This is a genomic window from Pseudomonas lurida (assembly GCF_013522705.1).
GTDB classification, from domain to species: domain Bacteria; phylum Pseudomonadota; class Gammaproteobacteria; order Pseudomonadales; family Pseudomonadaceae; genus Aquipseudomonas; species Aquipseudomonas quebecensis.
The window spans coordinates 30,630-49,021 of the sequence record NZ_JAAMRE010000016.1 but is presented as its reverse complement, the minus strand read 5'-3'; the positions used below and the strand labels follow the sequence as shown (position 1 = coordinate 49,021).

General features: G+C 60.4%; 17 protein-coding genes and 4 tRNA genes. 14 read left to right on the top strand and 7 right to left on the bottom strand.

Going from position 1 to position 18,392, the window contains the following annotated elements; translation table 11 throughout:
* Window positions 1-34 precede the first annotated feature (34 nt).
* The 3 genes from G7025_RS14840 to G7025_RS14830 all read left to right on the top strand — a co-directional run bounded on the left by G7025_RS14840 (window position 35) and on the right by G7025_RS14830 (window position 2,495).
* Complete coding sequence (locus tag G7025_RS14840) at window positions 35-652, top strand: glutathione S-transferase (protein WP_181079927.1); 618 nt, start codon at window positions 35-37, stop codon at window positions 650-652.
* 134 nt (window positions 653-786) lie between these two features.
* Window positions 787-1,719, top strand: a complete 933-nt coding sequence (locus G7025_RS14835) for an ABC transporter ATP-binding protein (RefSeq protein ID WP_181079926.1) — start codon at window positions 787-789, stop codon at window positions 1,717-1,719.
* The gene (locus G7025_RS14830; protein ID WP_181079925.1) at window positions 1,716-2,495 is read left to right on the top strand and encodes an ABC transporter permease; all 780 of its coding nucleotides are present in this window, start codon (window positions 1,716-1,718) and stop codon (window positions 2,493-2,495) included. Before G7025_RS14835 ends, G7025_RS14830 begins: the two co-directional genes overlap by 4 nt.
* A 43-nt stretch (window positions 2,496-2,538) precedes the next feature.
* Here G7025_RS14830 and G7025_RS14825 read toward each other — a convergent pair whose 3' ends face one another.
* The gene (locus tag G7025_RS14825; protein WP_181079924.1) at window positions 2,539-3,078 is read right to left on the bottom strand and encodes a TetR/AcrR family transcriptional regulator; all 540 of its coding nucleotides are present in this window, start codon (window positions 3,076-3,078) and stop codon (window positions 2,539-2,541) included.
* Between the two features lie 91 nt (window positions 3,079-3,169).
* Between G7025_RS14825 and G7025_RS14820 the strand changes: the two genes are divergently transcribed.
* The 3 genes from G7025_RS14820 to G7025_RS14810 all read left to right on the top strand — a co-directional run bounded on the left by G7025_RS14820 (window position 3,170) and on the right by G7025_RS14810 (window position 7,593).
* A complete protein-coding gene (locus G7025_RS14820; RefSeq protein WP_181079923.1) occupies window positions 3,170-4,378 on the top strand; it encodes an MFS transporter in 1,209 nt (402 codons plus the stop codon).
* Window positions 4,379-4,501: 123 nt separating this feature from the next.
* A complete protein-coding gene (locus G7025_RS14815; RefSeq protein WP_181079922.1) occupies window positions 4,502-5,650 on the top strand; it encodes a TDT family transporter in 1,149 nt (382 codons plus the stop codon).
* Between the two features lie 68 nt (window positions 5,651-5,718).
* A complete protein-coding gene (locus G7025_RS14810; protein WP_181079921.1) occupies window positions 5,719-7,593 on the top strand; it encodes an MFS transporter in 1,875 nt (624 codons plus the stop codon).
* Between the two features lie 59 nt (window positions 7,594-7,652).
* On the opposite strand, the gene sugE is transcribed toward G7025_RS14810, so the two are convergent.
* The 3 genes from sugE to rdgC all read right to left on the bottom strand — a co-directional run bounded on the left by sugE (window position 7,653) and on the right by rdgC (window position 10,115).
* A complete protein-coding gene (gene sugE / locus G7025_RS14805; protein WP_181079920.1) occupies window positions 7,653-7,967 on the bottom strand; it encodes a quaternary ammonium compound efflux SMR transporter SugE in 315 nt (104 codons plus the stop codon).
* A gap of 104 nt (window positions 7,968-8,071) precedes the next feature.
* A complete protein-coding gene (locus G7025_RS14800; protein WP_181079919.1) occupies window positions 8,072-9,037 on the bottom strand; it encodes a bile acid:sodium symporter family protein in 966 nt (321 codons plus the stop codon).
* A gap of 157 nt (window positions 9,038-9,194) precedes the next feature.
* Window positions 9,195-10,115 (bottom strand): recombination-associated protein RdgC, encoded by a 921-nt coding sequence (gene rdgC, locus G7025_RS14795; protein WP_181079918.1) that lies wholly within the window; start codon window positions 10,113-10,115, stop codon window positions 9,195-9,197.
* Between the two features lie 159 nt (window positions 10,116-10,274).
* Between rdgC and G7025_RS14790 the strand changes: the two genes are divergently transcribed.
* The 4 genes from G7025_RS14790 to G7025_RS14775 all read left to right on the top strand — a co-directional run bounded on the left by G7025_RS14790 (window position 10,275) and on the right by G7025_RS14775 (window position 10,794).
* A tRNA-Val gene (locus G7025_RS14790) sits at window positions 10,275-10,350 on the top strand.
* Between the two features lie 19 nt (window positions 10,351-10,369).
* Window positions 10,370-10,446 (top strand) — tRNA-Asp (locus tag G7025_RS14785).
* 176 nt (window positions 10,447-10,622) lie between these two features.
* Window positions 10,623-10,698, top strand: a tRNA-Val gene (locus tag G7025_RS14780).
* A 19-nt stretch (window positions 10,699-10,717) separates the two neighbouring features.
* Window positions 10,718-10,794, top strand: a tRNA-Asp gene (locus G7025_RS14775).
* A gap of 308 nt (window positions 10,795-11,102) precedes the next feature.
* Here G7025_RS14775 and G7025_RS14770 read toward each other — a convergent pair.
* On the bottom strand, window positions 11,103-12,269 hold the full coding sequence (locus G7025_RS14770) for a catalase family protein (protein ID WP_181079917.1): 1,167 nt from the start codon (window positions 12,267-12,269) through the stop codon (window positions 11,103-11,105).
* Window positions 12,266-14,074 carry a di-heme-cytochrome C peroxidase gene (locus tag G7025_RS14765; protein ID WP_181079916.1) on the bottom strand — a complete coding sequence of 603 codons (1,809 nt, stop codon included), beginning with the start codon at window positions 14,072-14,074 and terminating at the stop codon, window positions 12,266-12,268. Before G7025_RS14765 ends, G7025_RS14770 begins: the two co-directional genes overlap by 4 nt.
* Before the next feature lie 247 nt (window positions 14,075-14,321).
* Here G7025_RS14765 and G7025_RS14760 point away from each other — a divergent pair, with 247 nt between their 5' ends.
* The 4 genes from G7025_RS14760 (at window position 14,322) to G7025_RS14745 (ending at window position 16,610) form a co-directional block, all read left to right on the top strand.
* The gene (locus G7025_RS14760) at window positions 14,322-15,053 is read left to right on the top strand and encodes an FKBP-type peptidyl-prolyl cis-trans isomerase (RefSeq protein WP_181079915.1); all 732 of its coding nucleotides are present in this window, start codon (window positions 14,322-14,324) and stop codon (window positions 15,051-15,053) included.
* A 298-nt stretch (window positions 15,054-15,351) separates the two neighbouring features.
* A complete protein-coding gene (locus G7025_RS14755) occupies window positions 15,352-15,807 on the top strand; it encodes a YkvA family protein (protein ID WP_181079914.1) in 456 nt (151 codons plus the stop codon).
* Between the two features lie 96 nt (window positions 15,808-15,903).
* Window positions 15,904-16,242 carry a helix-turn-helix domain-containing protein gene (locus tag G7025_RS14750; RefSeq protein ID WP_181079913.1) on the top strand — a complete coding sequence of 113 codons (339 nt, stop codon included), beginning with the start codon at window positions 15,904-15,906 and terminating at the stop codon, window positions 16,240-16,242.
* Window positions 16,239-16,610 (top strand): hypothetical protein, encoded by a 372-nt coding sequence (locus G7025_RS14745; protein WP_071484740.1) that lies wholly within the window; start codon window positions 16,239-16,241, stop codon window positions 16,608-16,610. The genes G7025_RS14750 and G7025_RS14745 overlap by 4 nt, the downstream gene beginning before the upstream one ends.
* Here the strand turns inward: G7025_RS14745 and G7025_RS14740 are convergent.
* Window positions 16,607-18,376: a bifunctional diguanylate cyclase/phosphodiesterase gene (locus G7025_RS14740; RefSeq protein ID WP_181079912.1), complete on the bottom strand. Its 1,770-nt coding sequence runs from the start codon at window positions 18,374-18,376 to the stop codon at window positions 16,607-16,609. The genes G7025_RS14745 and G7025_RS14740 overlap by 4 nt on opposite strands.
* Window positions 18,377-18,392: the final 16 nt, after the last annotated feature.

Genomic DNA, 18,392 nt, shown 5'->3' with positions numbered 1-18,392 from the left:
GCTGCTGCGTCCACCCATCCACGAAGGCGCGGTCATGCTGAAAATCTGGGGTCGTAAAAATTCATCGAATGTCAGGAAGGCACTGTGGTGCGCCGAGGAGCTCGGCCTGGAGTATGAAGCCATTGATGCAGGCGGGGCTTTCGGCGTGGTCGACACGCCGCAGTATCGGGCGCTGAACCCCAACGGCCGAGTGCCGATGATCGAAGACGGTGACTTCGTGCTGTGGGAGTCCAACACCATCGTGCGCTACCTGTGCGCCAAGCACGGGGCGAGCTGGTATCAGACCGATCTTCAGGCCCGCGCCAACGCGGAAAAGTGGATGGACTGGACCACCTCAACCCTCGCCGAGCCATTCAAAGCAGTGTTCTGGGGCATCGTGCGCACGCCAGCGGAGCAACGGAACTGGGACGCCATCAATGCCGGGCGCAACGCCTGCATCGACGCGCTCGGTATGGTGGACAAGGCCCTGGCCGAACAACCCTACCTGTCCGGCAACGCCATCGGCATGGGCGACATTCCCTTGGGCAGCTTTATCTACGCGTGGTTTGAAATGCCCATCGAGCGGCCTGCCATGCCCCATCTGGAGGCGTGGTACCAGCGTTTGCAGCAACGCCCGGCCTACCGAAAAGCGGTTATGACCGCGTTGACTTAATACCCACTATTAATACGGGTGACTGTACTTGTACGGCGCGGCCAAGCACCATGCCTGTCCTGCGCCGTCGTTGAACTAAGGGCGGCGTGCCCTCATCTACTCTTTCTATTCCCTTCTCTGGTGCGTAATCCGATATGAGTTCCGCTCTGTCCATCCGGCAGCTAACCAAAACCTACGGCAACGGTTTCCAGGCCCTGAGTGGTATCGATCTGGACGTTGCCGAAGGTGATTTCTTCGCCTTGCTCGGCCCCAACGGTGCCGGCAAATCCACCACCATCGGTATCCTGTCCACCCTGGTTAACAAGACCAGCGGCACGGTAAATATCTTCGGCCATGACCTGGACAAATCCCCGGCGGCGCTCAAGCGTTCCATCGGCGTGGTGCCCCAGGAATTCAACTTCAACCAGTTCGAAAAGACCTTCGACATTGTCGTAACCCAGGCGGGCTACTACGGTATTCCAGCGAAAATCGCCAAGGAACGCGCCGAGCAGTACCTCACGCAATTGGGCCTGTGGGACAAGCGCGACGTGCCTTCGCGTTCGTTGTCAGGCGGCATGAAGCGGCGCCTGATGATCGCCCGCGCACTGGTGCACGAGCCGCGCCTGCTCATTCTCGACGAGCCTACCGCCGGCGTGGACATCGAGCTGCGACGTTCGATGTGGACCTTTCTCACCGAGCTGAACGAGAAGGGCATCACCATCATTCTCACCACGCATTACCTGGAAGAGGCCGAGCAGTTGTGCCGCAACATCGGCATCATCGACCACGGCACCATTGTTGAGAACACCAGCATGCGCAACCTGCTGGGCCAGTTGCATGTGGAAACGTTTCTGCTGGACCTGAAGAACACACTGACGACCGCGCCGCAGTTGCTAGGCTACCCCAGCCGCCTGGTAGACAGCCGCACCCTGGAAGTCCAGGTGGATAAAGCCATGGGTATCACCGCGCTGTTCGGCCAGTTGGCCACCCAGAACATCGAGGTGCTGAGCCTGCGTAATAAAACCAATCGCCTCGAGGAGTTGTTCGTGTCCCTGGTGGAGAAAAATCTGGCGAAGGTGGCGGTATGAGTTCCGAACTGCAACCCAACCTCGTCGCGCTGCAGACCATCGTCTATCGCGAAGTGAAGCGCTTTACCCGGATCTGGCCGCAGACGTTGCTGCCGCCGGCGATCACCATGGTCTTGTACTTTGTGATCTTCGGGAACCTGATCGGCCGCCAGATTGGCGACATGGGTGGCTTTACCTACATGGAGTACATCGTGCCTGGCCTGATCATGATGTCGGTGATCACCAACTCCTACGGCAACGTGGTCTCGAGTTTCTTCGGCAGCAAATTCCAGCGCTCCATCGAGGAGCTGATGGTGTCGCCAGTGTCGCCGCACACCATCCTGATCGGCTACACCCTCGGTGGTGTGCTGCGCGGCTTGATGGTCGGGGTGATCGTGACGCTGCTGTCGCTGTTCTTCACTCACTTGCAGGTCCATCACCTCGGGGTGACGATTCTGGTGGTGGTGCTGACGGCGACTATCTTCTCGCTGCTGGGCTTTATCAACGCCGTGTTTGCACGCAACTTCGATGACATCTCGATCATCCCGACCTTCGTGCTGACGCCACTGACCTACCTGGGCGGAGTGTTCTACTCCATCAGCCTGCTGCCGCCGTTCTGGCAGACCGTGTCGCTGGCCAACCCGGTGCTGCATATGGTCAATGCCTTCCGCTACGGCATCCTCGGCGTGTCGGATATCAAGATCAGCGTGGCGATTACCTTCATGGTCGTGGCTACCGTGGTCCTGTATATCGGTTGTGCGCGGCTGCTGGTGAGTGGGCGCGGGATGCGCACCTGAGCCCCTGTGGGGGGGTAAGCTCCCTCCCACCTTTAGTTTTGCATCACGCCTTCAGTGCCAGCTCGATCAACGCGTGCAGCTCTGCAACTGTCAAAGGCGTGTTCGAAAACAGAATGCGAAACACCGTGGGCGCGGCCAGAAGGTTGATCAAGCGGTCCACGCTTGGCGCCGTGTCGGCAGGGTAGCGGTCAACAATCGCCTGCAGCTGAGCGCTCAGAATGCTCACGCAATAGCCTGGCGTCTGGCTGCACTGCACATCGCGCATCATCATGCGCCCCGGCTCCGAATTCATTTCATCCAGATATTGCTCGGCCCAGGCCCGCAGGTCACCGCGCAGGCTGCCGGTATCGGCCGGCTCGCTGTCCGGTCGCATGCGCGCCAGGGCCACGTCGGCGAGCAGGGCGCCGAGGTCTCCCCAGCGTCGGTAAATGGTCGACGGGGTTACCCCGGCGCGCGCAGCAATCATCGGCACTGTCACGCTGGAACGCGCATGCTCTTCCAGCAGTTCACGCACCGCGCTATGTACCGACGCTTGTACCCGGGCACTGCGGCCTCCCGGGCGTAGGCCTTCTTTAATCACCATGGGCGTGACCTTAACACAAAGAATTTGCTTTAAGCGCCAACGGATAGCACACTCCACAAAAGCAAAATATTAGCTTTAACGGAGCGTGCGCATGTCCAGCCTTACTTCCCATCGTCCCAGCCTGGTGTTTCTGGCGATCACCTTGCTGACGTTTCTTGCCGCGTCCAGCGCGCCGACGCCGTTGTACCACCTGTATCAGCAACAATTGGATTTCTCCCCGGGCATGCTCACGCTGATCTTCGGCGTGTACGCCCTGAGCTTGTTGGCGGCGCTGCTGACGGTGGGCTCACTGTCGGACTACCTGGGGCGCAAGCCGATTATTTTCGCTGCGCTGATTCTGGAAATGCTGGCGATGCTGCTGTTTATCAATGAAAGCAGCGTGGCCTGGCTGATCGCTGCGCGCACGTTGCAAGGCTTTGCCACCGGCATGGCCACCGCCGTGCTCGGTGCGGCGCTGCTGGATACCGATCGCGAGCAAGGCCCGCTGATCAACAGCCTTGCGCCTTTGCTGGGTATGGCGTGTGGTGCGATGGGCTGCAGCCTGCTGGTGGAGTACGCGCCGTCCCCGACCCGGTTGATTTACTGGGTGCTGTTCGGCGGCCTGCTGTTGCAGGCCTTGGCGGTATGGCGCCTGCCGGAAACGGTCAGCCGTATTCCAGGAGCACTGGCGTCGTTGTGGCCGACCTTGCATGTGCCTGCCCAGGCCCGCCGCGCGCTGTGGATCGCGTTGCCGGTGGATATCGCGGTATGGGCCATGGGCGGTTTTTATTTGTCCCTGGCGCCGTCATTAGTGCACGCGGCGACCGGCTCGACATCGAACCTGATCGGGGGAGCGCTGGTGGCGGTGCTGACCGTCAGCGGAGCGTTGATGATTTATGGTCTGCGCCATCGCGCCGCGCATAAGGTTCTGCGCCTGGGCGCAATGCTGTTGGCCATGGGCGTGGCGCTGATCCTCGGGGCCGTGCACACCGCCAGCCTGGCGCTGTTCTTCATCGCCACCCTGATCGCCGGCAGCGGGTTCGGCGCCGGGTTCCTGGGCGCTGTGCGCAGCGTGGTGCCACTGGCGTTGCCCCATGAACGGGCCGGCCTGATGTCGGCATTTTACGTGCTCAGTTATTTGGCTTTCTGCATACCCGCGCTGTTGGCCGGCACACTGACGCGCACGTTCGGTCTGATTGCCACCACGGATGGGTATGGCGCCTTATTGATCGTGCTGGCCCTGAGCGCCTTGCTGGCGCTGCTGCTGCAAGGTCGCGCCATGACCAGAGCAATGTCCAGCCCCACCAAGTGCGTGCGATAAATTGGTCAAAGTCTGCCGTACTTATCTGCAAAACAGATAACAGTTAGAGATATTACCCGTTATATAGATATTCGATCAGGTTCTACCATGGTCTCACCCTCATACGAGGAAGAGGATTTCACCATGACCTGTTCCGCTGTTCCCAGTTACAAACCCTTCAGTCACCTGACCCGGCCTCGGGAAGTGATTCGCCAGTTCACGCCCAACTGGTTCGCCGCAACCATGGGCACCGGCGTGCTCGCCCTGGCCCTGGCCCAATTGCCGGTGGCACTGCCGGGCATGCATGCCCTGGCCGAAACGCTGTGGTTGTTCACCATCGTCTTGTTCATAGTGTTCAGCGGCTTGTACGCCGCGCGCTGGGTGATGTTTTTTCACGAGGCGCGGCGGATCTTCGGGCACTCCACGGTTTCGATGTTCTTCGGCACCATTCCGATGGGCCTGGCCACGATCATCAACGGTCTGCTGCTGTTCGGTCTGCCGCGTTGGGGCAATGCCGTGGTGCCGTGGGCCGAGGTGCTGTGGTGGTTGGATGTGGCCATGGCCCTGGCCTGCGGCGTGCTGATCCCGTTCATGATGTTCACGCGCCAGGAGCACAGCATCGACCAGATGACCGCCGTGTGGCTGCTGCCCGTTGTCGCCGCCGAGGTCGCCGCCGCCAGTGGTGGGCTGTTGGCGCCGCACCTGGTCGACGCCCATGGGCAACTGGTGATGCTGGTGACCAGCTATGTGTTATGGGCATTTTCCCTGCCGGTGGCGTTCAGCATTCTGACCATCCTGATGCTGCGCATGGCCTTGTACAAACTGCCCCACGCCAATATGGCCGCGTCAAGTTGGCTGGCCCTTGGCCCCATCGGCACCGGTGCTCTCGGCATGTTGCTGCTGGGAGGCGATGCAACGGCTATCTTCGCCGCCAACGGCCTGCCTGGCATCGGCGACATTGCCAACGGCCTGGGCCTGGTGGCCGGTGTCACGCTGTGGGGTTTCGGCTTGTGGTGGATGCTGATTGCGGTGTTGATCACGCTGCGCTACCTGCGCGCAGGAATCCCCTTCAACCTGGGCTGGTGGGGCTTTACCTTTCCCCTGGGCGTGTACGCGTTGACCACGCTCAAACTGGCAAGCGTGTTGCACCTGGCGTTCTTCAACGTGGTGGGCAGCGTGTTGGTGGCGGCGCTGGCGTTGATGTGGTTGATCGTGGCCAGACGCACCGTTGCCGGCGCCTATGGAGGTGAGCTTTTTGTTTCACCGTGCATTGCAGGATTAGGGAATAAGTAAGCAGGATTAGGTAAAGTCGTGGCCTGATAATCGATAAGCCTTCAGGCCATGCAGGAACACGGACGACGATGAGCCATCCTTCTCAATTCACCTTGCTGCGCACGCGGCGCTTTCTGCCGTTTTTCATCACCCAGTTGCTGGGTGCCTTCAACGACAACATCTTCAAGCAATCGCTGATCCTGGCGATTCTCTACAAACTCACCATCGACGGTGATCGCGCCATTTGGGTCAACCTGTGCGCGCTGCTGTTCATTCTGCCGTTCTTTCTGTTTTCGGCGCTGGCCGGGCAGTTCGGCGAGAAATTCAACAAGGACGCCCTGATACGCGCGATCAAGATCGGCGAAATCGTGATCATGGCCGTGGGTGCCACCGGGTTTCTGTTCAATCATTTGGAATTGATGCTGCTGGCGCTGTTCGCCATGGGCACGCACTCGGCGCTGTTCGGCCCGGTCAAATATTCGATCATGCCCCAGGCGTTGCGCGACGACGAATTGGTCGGCGGTAACGGCCTGGTGGAAATGGGCACGTTCCTGGCGATCCTGGCCGGCACTATCGGCGCCGGGATCATGATGTCGTCCACTCATTACGCACCGGTGGTGTCGGTGGCGATCGTCGGCGTGGCGGTCCTGGGTTACCTGGCCAGCCGCAGCATTCCGCGTGCGGCGGCCTCCACGCCGCAACTGCGTTTGAACTGGAATATCTTCAGTCAATCCTGGGCCACCCTGCGCATGGGCCTGGGGCAGACGCCGGCAGTGTCGCGCTCGATTGTCGGCAACTCGTGGTTCTGGTTTGTCGGCGCGATCTACCTGACGCAGATTCCGGCCTACGCCAAGGAGTGGCTGTACGGCGATGAAACCGTGGTCACTCTGATTCTCACGGTGTTCTCGGTGGGCATCGCGCTGGGTTCGATGCTGTGCGAAAAGCTGTCCGGGCGTAAGGTTGAAATCGGCCTGGTGCCGTTCGGTTCATTTGGCCTGACGGTATTCGGCCTGCTGCTGTGGTGGCACTCGGGTGGCTTCGCGCAGAACGTCCAGGCCAACGATTGGCTGGCGGTGCTCAGCTACGGCCAAGCGTGGTGGGTACTGGGCGATATCCTTGGCTTGGGTGTGTTCGGCGGTTTCTATATCGTGCCGTTGTACGCGTTGATCCAGTCACGCACGGCTGAACACGAGCGCGCGCGGGTAATCGCCGCCAACAACATCCTCAACGCGTTGTTCATGGTGGTGTCGGCGATGGTGTCGATCCTGCTGCTGAGCGTGGCCAAGCTGTCGATTCCGCAGCTGTTCCTGGTGGTGTCGCTGCTAAATATCGCGGTCAACGCCTACATCTTCCGGATCGTCCCGGAGTTCACCATGCGCTTCATGATCTGGCTGCTCAGCCATTCCATGTACCGCGTGGAGCACCGCAACCTGCAGGCCATCCCCGATGAAGGCGCCGCGTTGCTGGTGTGTAATCACGTGTCGTTTGTCGATGCGCTGCTGATTGGCGGCGCGGTGCGTCGGCCGATTCGCTTTGTCATGTACTACAAGATCTACCGTTTGCCGGTGCTCAACTTTATCTTTCGCACCGCCGGGGCGATTCCAATTGCCGGGCGCAACGAAGATATTCAGATTTATGAGCAAGCCTTCAAGCGCATAGCTCAATACCTTAAGGACGGGGAGCTGGTCTGTATCTTCCCGGAGGGCAAGCTGACGGCCGATGGTGAGATGAATGAGTTTCGGGGGGGCGTGACGCGTATCCTGGAAGAGACGGCGGTGCCGGTAATCCCCATGGCGTTGCAGGGGCTGTGGGGCAGTTTCTTCAGCCGGGACCCGAACAAAGGCTTCCTGCGCCGGATCTGGTCGCGGGTGGTGCTGGTGGCCGGCGCGCCGGTTGCTGTAGAGGCGGCTACGCCTGCCCGGTTGCAGGAAGCGGTGGCAGGGTTGCGTGGGACGGTTCGCTAGATTGGTACGACTAGTCAGCCCTTATCGCGCTCAAGCCGCCCGCGATAAGGGCTGGCGGCCTAGGTGCTGAGCTTGAGGCCAATGAGCCCGCATATGATCAGCGCGACACTGGCCAGCCTGAACAACGCCATGGATTCGCCGAACAGGATTATCCCGGCAATGACTGTTCCGACGGCGCCCACGCCCGTCCATACGGCATAGGCAGTGCCCAGCGGCAGCTCTTTGACGGCCAGCCCCAGCAGGCCAAGGCTCACGGCCATGGCGGCAAGCGTCAGGAGGGTGGGCAGCGGCTTACTGAAACCGTCGGTGTACTTCAAGCCGACGGCCCAGCCGACTTCGAACAACCCGGCAAAAAACAGAATGATCCAGGACATGGGTAACCCTTCTGTAGATGGGGTCGTCCCCGGAATTGGCGCTTGACAGCGTCGCGGGGTCGTCCCCGCGAAGGGCGTTAGAGTGCCGAGCATCGATCACGCGATCAAGTTGGCGGGGTGCTCTCCTGTGGGAGACGGTCTTGCGCTTCGCTCATACGGCGGAAGTAAGTCGACAGTAATGCCCCGGAAATATTGTGCCAGACGCTGAATAGCGCGCTCGGCACCGCCGCCAATGGCGAGAAGTGCGCGCTGGCCAGCGCGGCGCCCAACCCGGAGTTTTGCATGCCCACCTCCAGCGCCAGGGATTTGCGTTGCGCTAGAGGCAGCTTGAACAGGCGACCGGTGAAGTAGCCCAGCAAGTAGCCGAAGCTGTTATGCAGCATCACCACCGCCATGATCAACAGGCCCGACTCGGCAATCTTTGCCTGGCTCGCCGCAACTACCGCGGCGACGATCATCACGATGCTGATCACCGATACCAGCGGCAATACCTCCACCGCATGGCGCACGCGCTCACCGAGCACGCGTTGCGCCACCACGCCGAGGACGATCGGCAGCAGCACCACTTGCAGAATCGACCAGAACAGCTCCATGAACGACACCGGCAACCAGGCTGACGCGAGCAGCCAGATCAGTGCCGGCGTCAGCAGCGGGGCGAGGAGGGTGGTGACAGCGGCGATGGCCACCGACAACGCCAGATCGCCACGGGCCAGCCAGGTCATGACGTTGGACGAGGTGCCGCTTGGGCAGCAGCCCACCAGGATCACACCGACGGCAATTTCCGGCGGCAGATGAAACGCCTGGCACAACAACCAGGCCACGCCGGGCATGATCACGAAGTGCGCCACCACGCCCAGTGCCACGCGCCATGGATGGCGCGCGACTTCGGCGAAGTCATCCAGTTTCAGGGTCAGCCCCATACCGAACATCACCAGGCCCAGCAACGGCACGATGGCGCTTTTGAGGCCGATGAACCAGGTCGGTTCGAAGAACGCCACAACGGCGAAAATCAACACCCAGTAGGCGAAGGTATTGCCGACGAAGCGGCTCAAGCTGGCGAGGGCGCGCATGGGGATGTCCTTTTTTGTTGGTCTTTTTTGAAAGGTTGATGCGGTCAAATGTGGGGAGGGGGCTTGCCCCTATCGCACTGTGCCGGCCAATGAATAAGTTGACCGACACCGCGCAATCCAGAGCTCGCCCCCTGCCGCATCCCGATCCTCACACGGCTTAGATGCCCTGCGGGGTCTCTTCGCCGCCCAGTGCTTCGATCAACGCCGGCAGGAAGTCGCCGAACGTCAGCATCATCAGGGTAAAGCTGGCATCCAACTGGCCCAGGGCTTCGTCGCCGCCGTCCTGTTCGGCCTGGTCCTGCAGCAGGTCTTCGAACTTCAGGCGCTTGACGGTCATTTTGTCGTCGAGCATGAAGGACAGCTTGTCCTGCCAGGCCAGGGCCAACTGCGTTACCACTTTGCCGGTGGTCAGGTGCAGTTGGATTTCTTCGCTGGTCAGGTCCTGACGCTTGCAACGGACGATGCCGCCGTCTTCGTGAGTGTCGCGCAGTTCGCATTCGTCGAGAACGAAGAAATCATCGGCCGGTTTCTGGGTGGTGACCCAGTCGGTCATGATGGCGGTCGGTGCGGTTTTAACCGTCAATGGGCGTACCGGCAGGGTGCCGATGACTTCACGCAGGGTCGAGAGCAAGTCTTCGGCGCGCTTGGGGCTGGCTGAGTTCACCAGGATCAGACCTTGTTTCGGCGCAATGGCGGCGAAGGTCGATGAGCGACGAATGAACGCGCGGGGCAGGAAGGCCTGAATGATCTCATCCTTGATCTGGTCGCGCTCCTTCTTATAGACCTTGCGCATCTGCTCGGCTTCGATTTCTTCGACCTTCTCTTTGACTGCGTCGCGCACCACACTGCCCGGCAGGATACGTTCTTCCTTGCGCGCTGCGATCAGCAGGAAGTCACCGCTGACGTGAACAAGGGGGGCATCTTCGCCTTTGCCGAACGGTGCGACGAAACCGTAAGTGGTCAACTCCTGGCTCGCACACGGGCGTGCCAGTTTGGTGGCCATGGCCGCTTCCAACGCCTCGGCATCAACAGGCAGATCTTGGGTCAGGCGATAGATAAGCAGGTTCTTGAACCACATGGGGTGAGTCTCTCCTTTATACAAAGGGGGGCATTATTCTCTTCATATTGGCGCAGGCCAACCCTGCCTAAGCCATTGGAAGGCATGAAAAAAAAGATTTAAGAAAGTGCTTGCCAGACCTGAGGGCGCTCCGTAGAATGCGCGCCACACCGAAACGAAGGGTGATTAGCTCAGCTGGGAGAGCATCTGCCTTACAAGCAGAGGGTCGGCGGTTCGATCCCGTCATCACCCACCATTCGCTTCACGTGTTACGCGCAGCGGTAGTTCAGTCGGTTAGAATACCGGCCTGTCACGCCGGGGGTCGCGGGTTCGAGTCCCGTCCGCTGCGCCATATTCGGTTACCTGGAACACTGAACGCCAGGTCGCCACAGAAAGCCCGCTTAATCGCGGGCTTTTTGCTGTTCGACATACGGCAAAAAATCGCGCGCTTAATTTTTTTAAAATAAAGTGCATTTAAATCAAGACATTACGATTTTTTGGTGTATGATGCGCCCACACCGAAACGAAGGGTGATTAGCTCAGCTGGGAGAGCATCTGCCTTACAAGCAGAGGGTCGGCGGTTCGATCCCGTCATCACCCACCATTCGCTTTACGTGTTACGCGCAGCGGTAGTTCAGTCGGTTAGAATACCGGCCTGTCACGCCGGGGGTCGCGGGTTCGAGTCCCGTCCGCTGCGCCATATTCGGTTATCTGGAACGCTGAACGCCAGGTCGCCACAAGAAGCCCGCTCATTGAGCGGGTTTTTTTTCGCCCGGGATTTGGCTACTCGACTTTTTTCTTGTGTGTCTGACGCGTAGCCAGGTGTTCAAAGCAAAACGAGGCAGTGCCGAACACCGCGATCAAGGTGAGTACGATCATGCCGAGGGTTGAGCTTTCCACGTTGATTTCCTACGTGATGGGGTAGGCGCTCAAGGTAGATTCGCGGCAAACATGTCTCAATAGACCCGACGCAATCCTTACGGCACCGGGCCCGTTGTTATGCACTCTTTACGGTGCGTTGCGGCTATGACGGTAATCGCTGACCGCTTCGTACACCGCCTTGCGCAGACGGTTGATACCGCCGATGGGGCGATGCTCCGCGACGCCGAACCAGGGATTGAACGACTGGTTGTCACAGGCCAGGTTCTGCGCCGGCGTATCGAAGTCCTGAGCAGGAATCCGTACGGTGGCCACGGTTTCATAGGGCGCATCGCTCTCCTTCCACTCGATGCTGGTGTCTTCGATAGGCATGAATTTCTGCGGGTTCTGCCGCTGGATCTGCAATTCGAAGCACGCCGGCACCCGGTCCGTGGACAACTGCTGGCTCAAGGCGCTGCGCAAGAAATTCGGCAAGTCCTGGTTCTGTTTGGGCAGCACGTACTCCGGGCAACTCTGAGGGGCGGGCGCCACGCGGAACTTGGCATTGGCCGTACCGAACTTGTAGGGCGATACCGAAAAGTAGGTGGTCTGCGTCGGGCTGGCGGGCGCCGGCGCCAGGGTTGCGAGGGCGATAAACAGGTGACGCACTTGCCAACTGCGTGGGTCGATACCGGGAAAGAATGCCAGGACTTTCTTACCGTCCGCCTGGGCGCCGATGTTCTGTGCGTACTCCGCTACGTCGCTGACGAAAAAGTTGGGATGACTGAACATCACAAAGTCTTGCTCGGTACGGGCTTGTTGGTCCGCCAGCAGCTGTTTGCCGGGCACGTCGAGCAGCTTGAGGGCCATGCCCCGCGCGTCGCGGATACTGTCGAACTGCGGGTAAGCGTTGCCATTGGACAGGCGCATCAGCGCCTGCCAGGTCTTGCCCGGTTCGGCGAATACACCCTGGCGCAGCGCAGGATCCAGATCGGACAGCACGCTGACTTCGGCCTTCACGCAGCCGTGCGCCTTGGCGTGGGCGTCGCGCAGGTAGCGTGTACCTTCGCGATGCTGATCGACGATGCGCACCGCCGTTTGAATGATGCCTTGGGTCATCGCCGCTTCGCCCGGCGGCACCTGCTCATCCGCCGGCACCGGGCCGCTGTGCTGCCATGCGTACCAGGCGCTACTCGCCAGCCAGCCAATCAGGCCCAGCGCCACCAGCCAGAGCAGGGTCTTGCCGACAAAGCGGCCAAGGCGCAGCCAGAGGCGTGCGAGCAGGGAGGGGCGATCGTATTGAGATCGAATCATCATGGCAGTTGTTGCTCCAGAGGGCCGCCCAGTACTTTGAGGTATTCCAGCAGTGCCCAGCGCTCCTGCGGCAGCAAGCTGCGGCCAATCACGCCATTGCCTCGCTGACCGGCTCGGAATTCGTGGCCACTGTTATGGTTGCCGGTCACTCGGGTATCGAACAGGAAGGCATTGTTGAATGCCGCGGTTTCAAAGCCCAAGTGGCGCGGGTCGTAGTTGAATGTGCCTTTATAGAAAGTGGTGCTGCGCTCATCCTGAGGCGAGAGCAACTGGTAAATGGTCGGCACCGAGCCGTTATGCAGGAATGGCGGCGTAGCCCATACGCCGGCCAACGGGCGCGCCTTGTAAGCGCGCAATTCGCGCACGCCGATCGGCAGGCCGTAGCCATCCAGGCGCGGGCGCTCGGCCGGGGTCACGCCGGCGGCGCGGTAGGCGTGGTCTTCGACGAAGGCGGTGACGTAGGCCAGGCCTTTGGCCACGGACATATTCTTCAGATCCAGCGGCTCGGTCGGGCTGGGGTGCAGTTCGACATTCAGTCTGGCCAGCTCGGTCGGGTCCCATTGCAGGGCGCTGAGATCGTAACGTCGATCGGCAATGTTGGCGGCGGTGCCGGGGTCGGTGCCGATGTACTCAACCGGCAGCATTTTCAAGTGCTGCACCGGACGGCCGTTTTCCTCGGTGACATTCGGCACGTGGCAGCCTGCGCAATTTTCCGCGAACAGTGCGCGACCCTGCGCCGCCAGCGGCTTGTCGATGGCACCGAACAGGTCTTCGGGCCAGGTGGGTGGCTTGAGGCGCTGCAGGGTTTCTTCAATCAGGTTGAGGTCGCGCACCCTTACGCTGGAAGGGTAGCGCGCATCGCCTTGCAGGGGCTGACCGGCGCTGTCGAAAAAGGCCAGGGTCGCGCCCACGCCCAATGCTTCGCCGATATTGCGTGCCATGGGCTGTTGGGCCGAGCCGTTCCATTGCACCCAATCGAAGGTCCAGATATCCCACAGTTGTGGGTAGTCCACCGGCGCGTTGGCCACGCGGTAGTTGTCCGCCGAAATGGCATCGCCAAAACTGGCGTTGGCGATACGGCCAAAGGCGTCTGTACGGCCGGGGCCTTCTTCGGTGGGGTAGAGGCCCCGGTGGGTGTCGTTCCAGGCGACTTTGAAAAACTGATTCAGCGACTGCTTGAAGTCCTCGCGCAGTTGGCTGTGTTCGGCGTCATAGCGATCTTTGAGCACCTGGCGGGCGAACCGTTCGAATTTCCAGGGGTTGTAATAAGTGGCGGCCAGGCTGGCGACAAGGGCCTGGCCGAAGCTGCCACCGCGCAATGTCGGTACGCTGGAGGGCAATACGTGCTGGGCCGAGCCGCCATCGATACGCAGCGCCTGGCCTTTGAAGTGCAATTCGCCGGTGTGGCACGCCGCGCAGGTGATATCCAGGTATTCGACGTTGCTGTCGGCATTCTTGTGGCGGGCGAACCCTACGGGCAGGTTGCCGGGATTTTGCGCGGAGGGTACTTGCCTGGGGTCGACCAGGAAACCGAAGCGCGCCAGGTACTCAGGCGTGGCAAAGCGTTGCTCGGAGAACGGCAGTTCAAGGGCGGTGAACCACTCATAATGCAGCCCCTTTACCTGGGTACCTTGGGGCGTGAAATAGTAGATCTGGCGGTCGGCGGCGCTCCATTGGTCCTGGTAGTGCACGTGCTTGACGGGCACGTAGGCCGGCAACCTGGGGTTGATGGTGTAATAGATCACCACGGCCACCGCCAAGCCCAGCAGCAGCCCGAGCAGCAGCAAAATACGGGAAAATAGGCGCAAGATAACTATCCTTGTCTAGGGGTTGCGTTGTTATGCCACTACGCCAGGAGTGCGGCAAGTGGCCATGAGCCTGGATGAAGGCGGTCCCGCGGTCCGTCGCGGGCCCTCATGATGAATGAAAATGCTTTTAAACACGTGAACTTATCGGAAGTTTCCTGCTCACATGCCGGTAGCCATTGGTCGTGGCCGCCTGATAAGCTCGCGACTTTATTCAAATGCCCTATTGGCGCATGAACAAGGAAATAGCATGAAACAGCATCGGTTGGCGGCGGCGGTGGCCCTGGTTAGCCTGGTACTTGCGGGTTGTGATTCGCAGACCAGCGTAGAGCTGAAAACCCCGGCGCAAAAAGCTTCCTATGGCATCGGCCTGAACATGGGCAAGAGCCTTGCCCAGGAAGGCATGGATGACCTGGATTCCAAAGCGGTAGCCCAAGGCATTGAAGATGCCGTCGGCAAGAAAGAGCAGAAGCTCAAAGACGACGAACTGGTTGAAGCGTTCGCCGCACTGCAAAAGCGTGCTGAAGAACGCATGACCAAGATGAGCGAAGAGTCGGCAGCCGCCGGCAAGAAATTCCTCGAAGAAAATGCCAAGAAAGACGGCGTCGTGACCACGGCTTCCGGTCTGCAGTACAAGATCACCAAGAAAGCCGATGGCCCGCAGCCTAAGCCTACCGACGTGGTGACTGTTCACTACACCGGCAAGCTCACCAACGGCACTACCTTTGACAGCTCCGTGGATCGCGGTAGCCCGATTGACCTGCCGGTCAGCGGCGTGATTCCGGGTTGGGTCGAAGGCCTGCAATTGATGCACGTTGGCGAGAAGGTCGAGCTGTACATCCCATCCGACCTGGCCTACGGCGCGCAAAGCCCGAGCCCGGCGATCCCAGCCAACTCCGTGCTGGTATTCGACCTGGAGCTGCTGGCCATCAAGGATCCGGCCAAGGCTGACGCACCTGCCGCACCTGCCGCCAAGAAGTAATCGGCGCCTGAACACACAACGCCCCGTCTCGACGGGGCGTTGTTGTTTCTGCGGCCTGCACACATTCAACCGAACGTCCAAAGCCTGTAACAGTCTGATATAACACTCGAGCACGGGTAACCGCACGGCAACGCCAAGTCAATGAATTCTTGGGTTTTTTTGATGTGCGCAAAAAACGCCCGATCTGACTGCAAGCCTTGTAGTTCGTGGCTTTCAGCCCGCAAAACAGGCTCTGTTCACAAGGTTATCCACAATTTGTGTGGATAACCTTGTGCGTCGACTGGAACTGGAGTGACCCATGAAACCACCTTTCAATTTCACCCGATTCCTGCCCATGGCGGCTCGCTTGCTGGGACGTGGACGCTTGCCGACGTTGCTGTTCGCGGTGGCGGCCAAGGGCTCCAGCCAGGGCAACCGCCTGGGCAAACTCAAGGATGATCTCAAGTTGCTTCAGGCCCTGTGCCTGGCCTACTGGCGTGGTGAGTACCGCGCCATCAGCCCCAAGGCGCTGATTTCGATAGTGGCCGGTCTGATGTATTTCCTGAGCCCGATTGATGCGATCCCGGACTTCATCCCGATGTTCGGCATGTTCGATGATATCGCCGTACTGGCGTGGGTGATGAAGACGTTGGAAGGCGAATTGAGCGCCTTTCGCGCCTGGCGTAATGCCCAGCGCCCGGAGAAGCTGGCGGTGGTGGAGCGTCTGCCTGCAACGCCGGCGCTGCTGGCTGAGGAAAACCCGCAAAAAAACTGAACCCATGGCTATCCCCCTGCGACCTTTGTGGCTGTTAGGATTACACTCCTAAGGAAAGTGCTTACGCTGTAAGTGTTGTTATCCTACGGGGCGGTCATGGATATTCAGATAATTTCACGCAATGGCGAACCCGAATATGCGGTGTTGCCATGGGATCAATACCAGGCGCTGCTCAACGCGGTCGGTCAGCAACAGCCTCCGTCACCTTCTTCCCCTGTTGCCCGAGCGGTTGCCGAGCAGGACCTTCGGCCGCTCGCCGACTTGCGTGGGCTGCGTGAAGCCAAGGGCCTGGCTATTGAAGGACTGGCCCGCACCGTGGGCATCAGCCCCTCGTATCTTGAATTGATCGAAACGGGTGAGCGCCAGCCGGATGCCGCGATCCGCCGCAGCCTGGCCTGGGAATTGGGCGTTGCAGGGTGGAGGGATGAATCTTGAGTTTACGTATCAGCCGTCAACACTGGGATGGGTTGCTCAACGAGCTGGACCAGGCGCGCCGCCAGCGCCATTTGCTGACCTACCGCGCGCTGCTTGAGCGCCTGCAATTCCCCTCGCCAGCCATGCAGACCCTGGCCGCGGCCCTCGAGCACTTGGCGGCGCTGGATGCCAAAGCCGAGCAGCCATTGCGCAGTTCCCTGGTGATCAGCCAGGGCGCCAGCCGCCTGCCGCGTACTGGTTTCTTCGAATGCGTGGAGCGCCTGGGGCGTTTCAGCGGGCCGTCCGATGGCGTGGCCGCGGCTTCCTGGCATGCGTCCGAGGTGGTGCGGGTGTTCGAGTACGAGTACCCGGAATCCGCCGAGGCCTAAAGTGGCTGGGGCAGCATGTCCATGCTGTCGATGACATGGATGCTGTAGCCGGCCACATCTTTTGCGTGGTGCTTGGCCTGCGACGCCAGCTCTGCCAACTGACTGGCATCCAGGTGCCCGCAGGCCTGTGGGTATAAATGGACCACGCCGATCGACAGCGACAGCAATGCGAATTCCTGACGTATGCCCTGGCGGTTCAACGCCACGAAGCAGCCGGCATCCAAGTGTTCGGCGCGGTAGAAACGTCGGCACTGGGTGTGGAAATCATCCAGCAACTGATTGAGCCGCCTGCGCCAGTCCTGCGGCCCCAGCACCAGTAGAAAATCATCCCCACCGATATGCCCGACGAAGTCGCGGCTGGGGTCGACCCGGTCGTTCAGGCACTGCGCCAGGCACAGCAACACCTCGTCCCCACGTCCATAGCCGTAGATATCGTTGAAGGGCTTGAAACTGTCGATGTCCACGTAGCAGATCACCGATTCACGCTGTTGCTGCAACAGCCGTGCGAGGCACTGCTGAATCGGCACGTTGCCCGGCAGCAGGGTCAGTGGGTTGGCGTAGCGCGCCTGTTGGATTTTCAGTTCGGTAATCAATTTCAGCACATCGATCACCCGCCCCAGGCCCAAGTAATCGCCATTGAGCGTGATGATGAAGTCTTCCTCGATCCGTTGCCGTGCGCGGCTGGTCAGCAAGCGGCTGACCTGTTGCAGCGACTGGCTCAGTTCCACCGCCAGGAAGTCGTTGCTCATCAGGCGGCTGATGGGCTTGCGCGCGAACAGGTCGGTGGCGAACGGCTTGAGCAGCGCGTCGGACAGCGAATGCCGATGCACGATACCCACCGGGTGGCCGCGCCCATCGAGTACCGCCAGGGAATTGAGATTGGCCTGGCGGCGAAACGCCTCCAGCACCTGGGCGGTGGCAGTATCCTGGTCCACGGCCGGTTGTTCGTTGAGCAGGGCGCTGAGGTCACTGCCTTCATCGTTGAGGGTCACGCTGGCGCTGTCAGGCTTGGGCAGCATCAGGCGTGCTTCCTGCGGCGGCTGTTCCTGCGGGCGGCAGAGCAGGTACCCCTGGACCAGGTCGACGCCCATCTCGGTCAACACTGCCAGCTCCTCCGGCAATTCGATCCCTTCGGCGATGACCTGCGCGCGCGACGCCCGAGCGATCTGCAGGATCGAGCCGACAAACTCGCGCTTGAGCGCATCCTGATGGATGCCATCGATAAAATGACGATCGATCTTCACATAGTCCGGGCGCAGCTCCGACCATAGCCGCAGGCTCGAATAGCCGGCCCCCAAATCGTCCAGAGCAATCGAAAAACCCATGTTGCGATAGTGATGCAACGCGGTCTGCAAGAGGTTGAAATCGTCGGTGGGCGTCTGCTCGGTGAGCTCGATCACCACCTGGCTCGGCGGGATGCCAAAGTCGTGCAGCAGTTGTAGGGTGCGCCCGGGTTGGTGTGCGGTTTCCATCAGCGATTCGGGTGAGATGTTCAGAAACAGCTTACCCGGCAGCTTTTGCTCGCTGAACCGGCGGCAGGCGCTCTCGCGGCAGGCAATTTCCAATTCGCTGAGGCGGCCGGTTTGGCCCGCGATGGCGAACAAGGCGACGGGCGAGTGCAGGGGGCTGTTGGATGGCCCGCGACTGAGGGCTTCATAACCAAGAATCCGCCGCTCGGACAAGCAGATGATCGGCTGGAACAGACTGTGCAAACTGCCTTGAGCCAGGATTGAGCTCAGTGCATTCAGCTGTTCGGTCGTGGTCATGGCGGTCTCGGTCAAA

Coding starts and splice junctions, on each gene's coding strand:
- G7025_RS14840 (WP_181079927.1), top strand. CDS start 35: ATGCTGAAAATCTGGGGTCGTAAAAATTCATCGAATGTCAGGAAGGCA.
- G7025_RS14835 (WP_181079926.1), top strand. CDS start 787: ATGAGTTCCGCTCTGTCCATCCGGCAGCTAACCAAAACCTACGGCAAC.
- G7025_RS14830 (WP_181079925.1), top strand. CDS start 1,716: ATGAGTTCCGAACTGCAACCCAACCTCGTCGCGCTGCAGACCATCGTC.
- G7025_RS14825 (WP_181079924.1), bottom strand. CDS start 3,078: ATGGTGATTAAAGAAGGCCTACGCCCGGGAGGCCGCAGTGCCCGGGTA.
- G7025_RS14820 (WP_181079923.1), top strand. CDS start 3,170: ATGTCCAGCCTTACTTCCCATCGTCCCAGCCTGGTGTTTCTGGCGATC.
- G7025_RS14815 (WP_181079922.1), top strand. CDS start 4,502: ATGACCTGTTCCGCTGTTCCCAGTTACAAACCCTTCAGTCACCTGACC.
- G7025_RS14810 (WP_181079921.1), top strand. CDS start 5,719: ATGAGCCATCCTTCTCAATTCACCTTGCTGCGCACGCGGCGCTTTCTG.
- sugE (WP_181079920.1), bottom strand. CDS start 7,967: ATGTCCTGGATCATTCTGTTTTTTGCCGGGTTGTTCGAAGTCGGCTGG.
- G7025_RS14800 (WP_181079919.1), bottom strand. CDS start 9,037: ATGCGCGCCCTCGCCAGCTTGAGCCGCTTCGTCGGCAATACCTTCGCC.
- rdgC (WP_181079918.1), bottom strand. CDS start 10,115: ATGTGGTTCAAGAACCTGCTTATCTATCGCCTGACCCAAGATCTGCCT.
- G7025_RS14770 (WP_181079917.1), bottom strand. CDS start 12,269: ATGATGATTCGATCTCAATACGATCGCCCCTCCCTGCTCGCACGCCTC.
- G7025_RS14760 (WP_181079915.1), top strand. CDS start 14,322: ATGAAACAGCATCGGTTGGCGGCGGCGGTGGCCCTGGTTAGCCTGGTA.
- G7025_RS14755 (WP_181079914.1), top strand. CDS start 15,352: ATGAAACCACCTTTCAATTTCACCCGATTCCTGCCCATGGCGGCTCGC.
- G7025_RS14750 (WP_181079913.1), top strand. CDS start 15,904: ATGGATATTCAGATAATTTCACGCAATGGCGAACCCGAATATGCGGTG.
- G7025_RS14740 (WP_181079912.1), bottom strand. CDS start 18,376: ATGACCACGACCGAACAGCTGAATGCACTGAGCTCAATCCTGGCTCAA.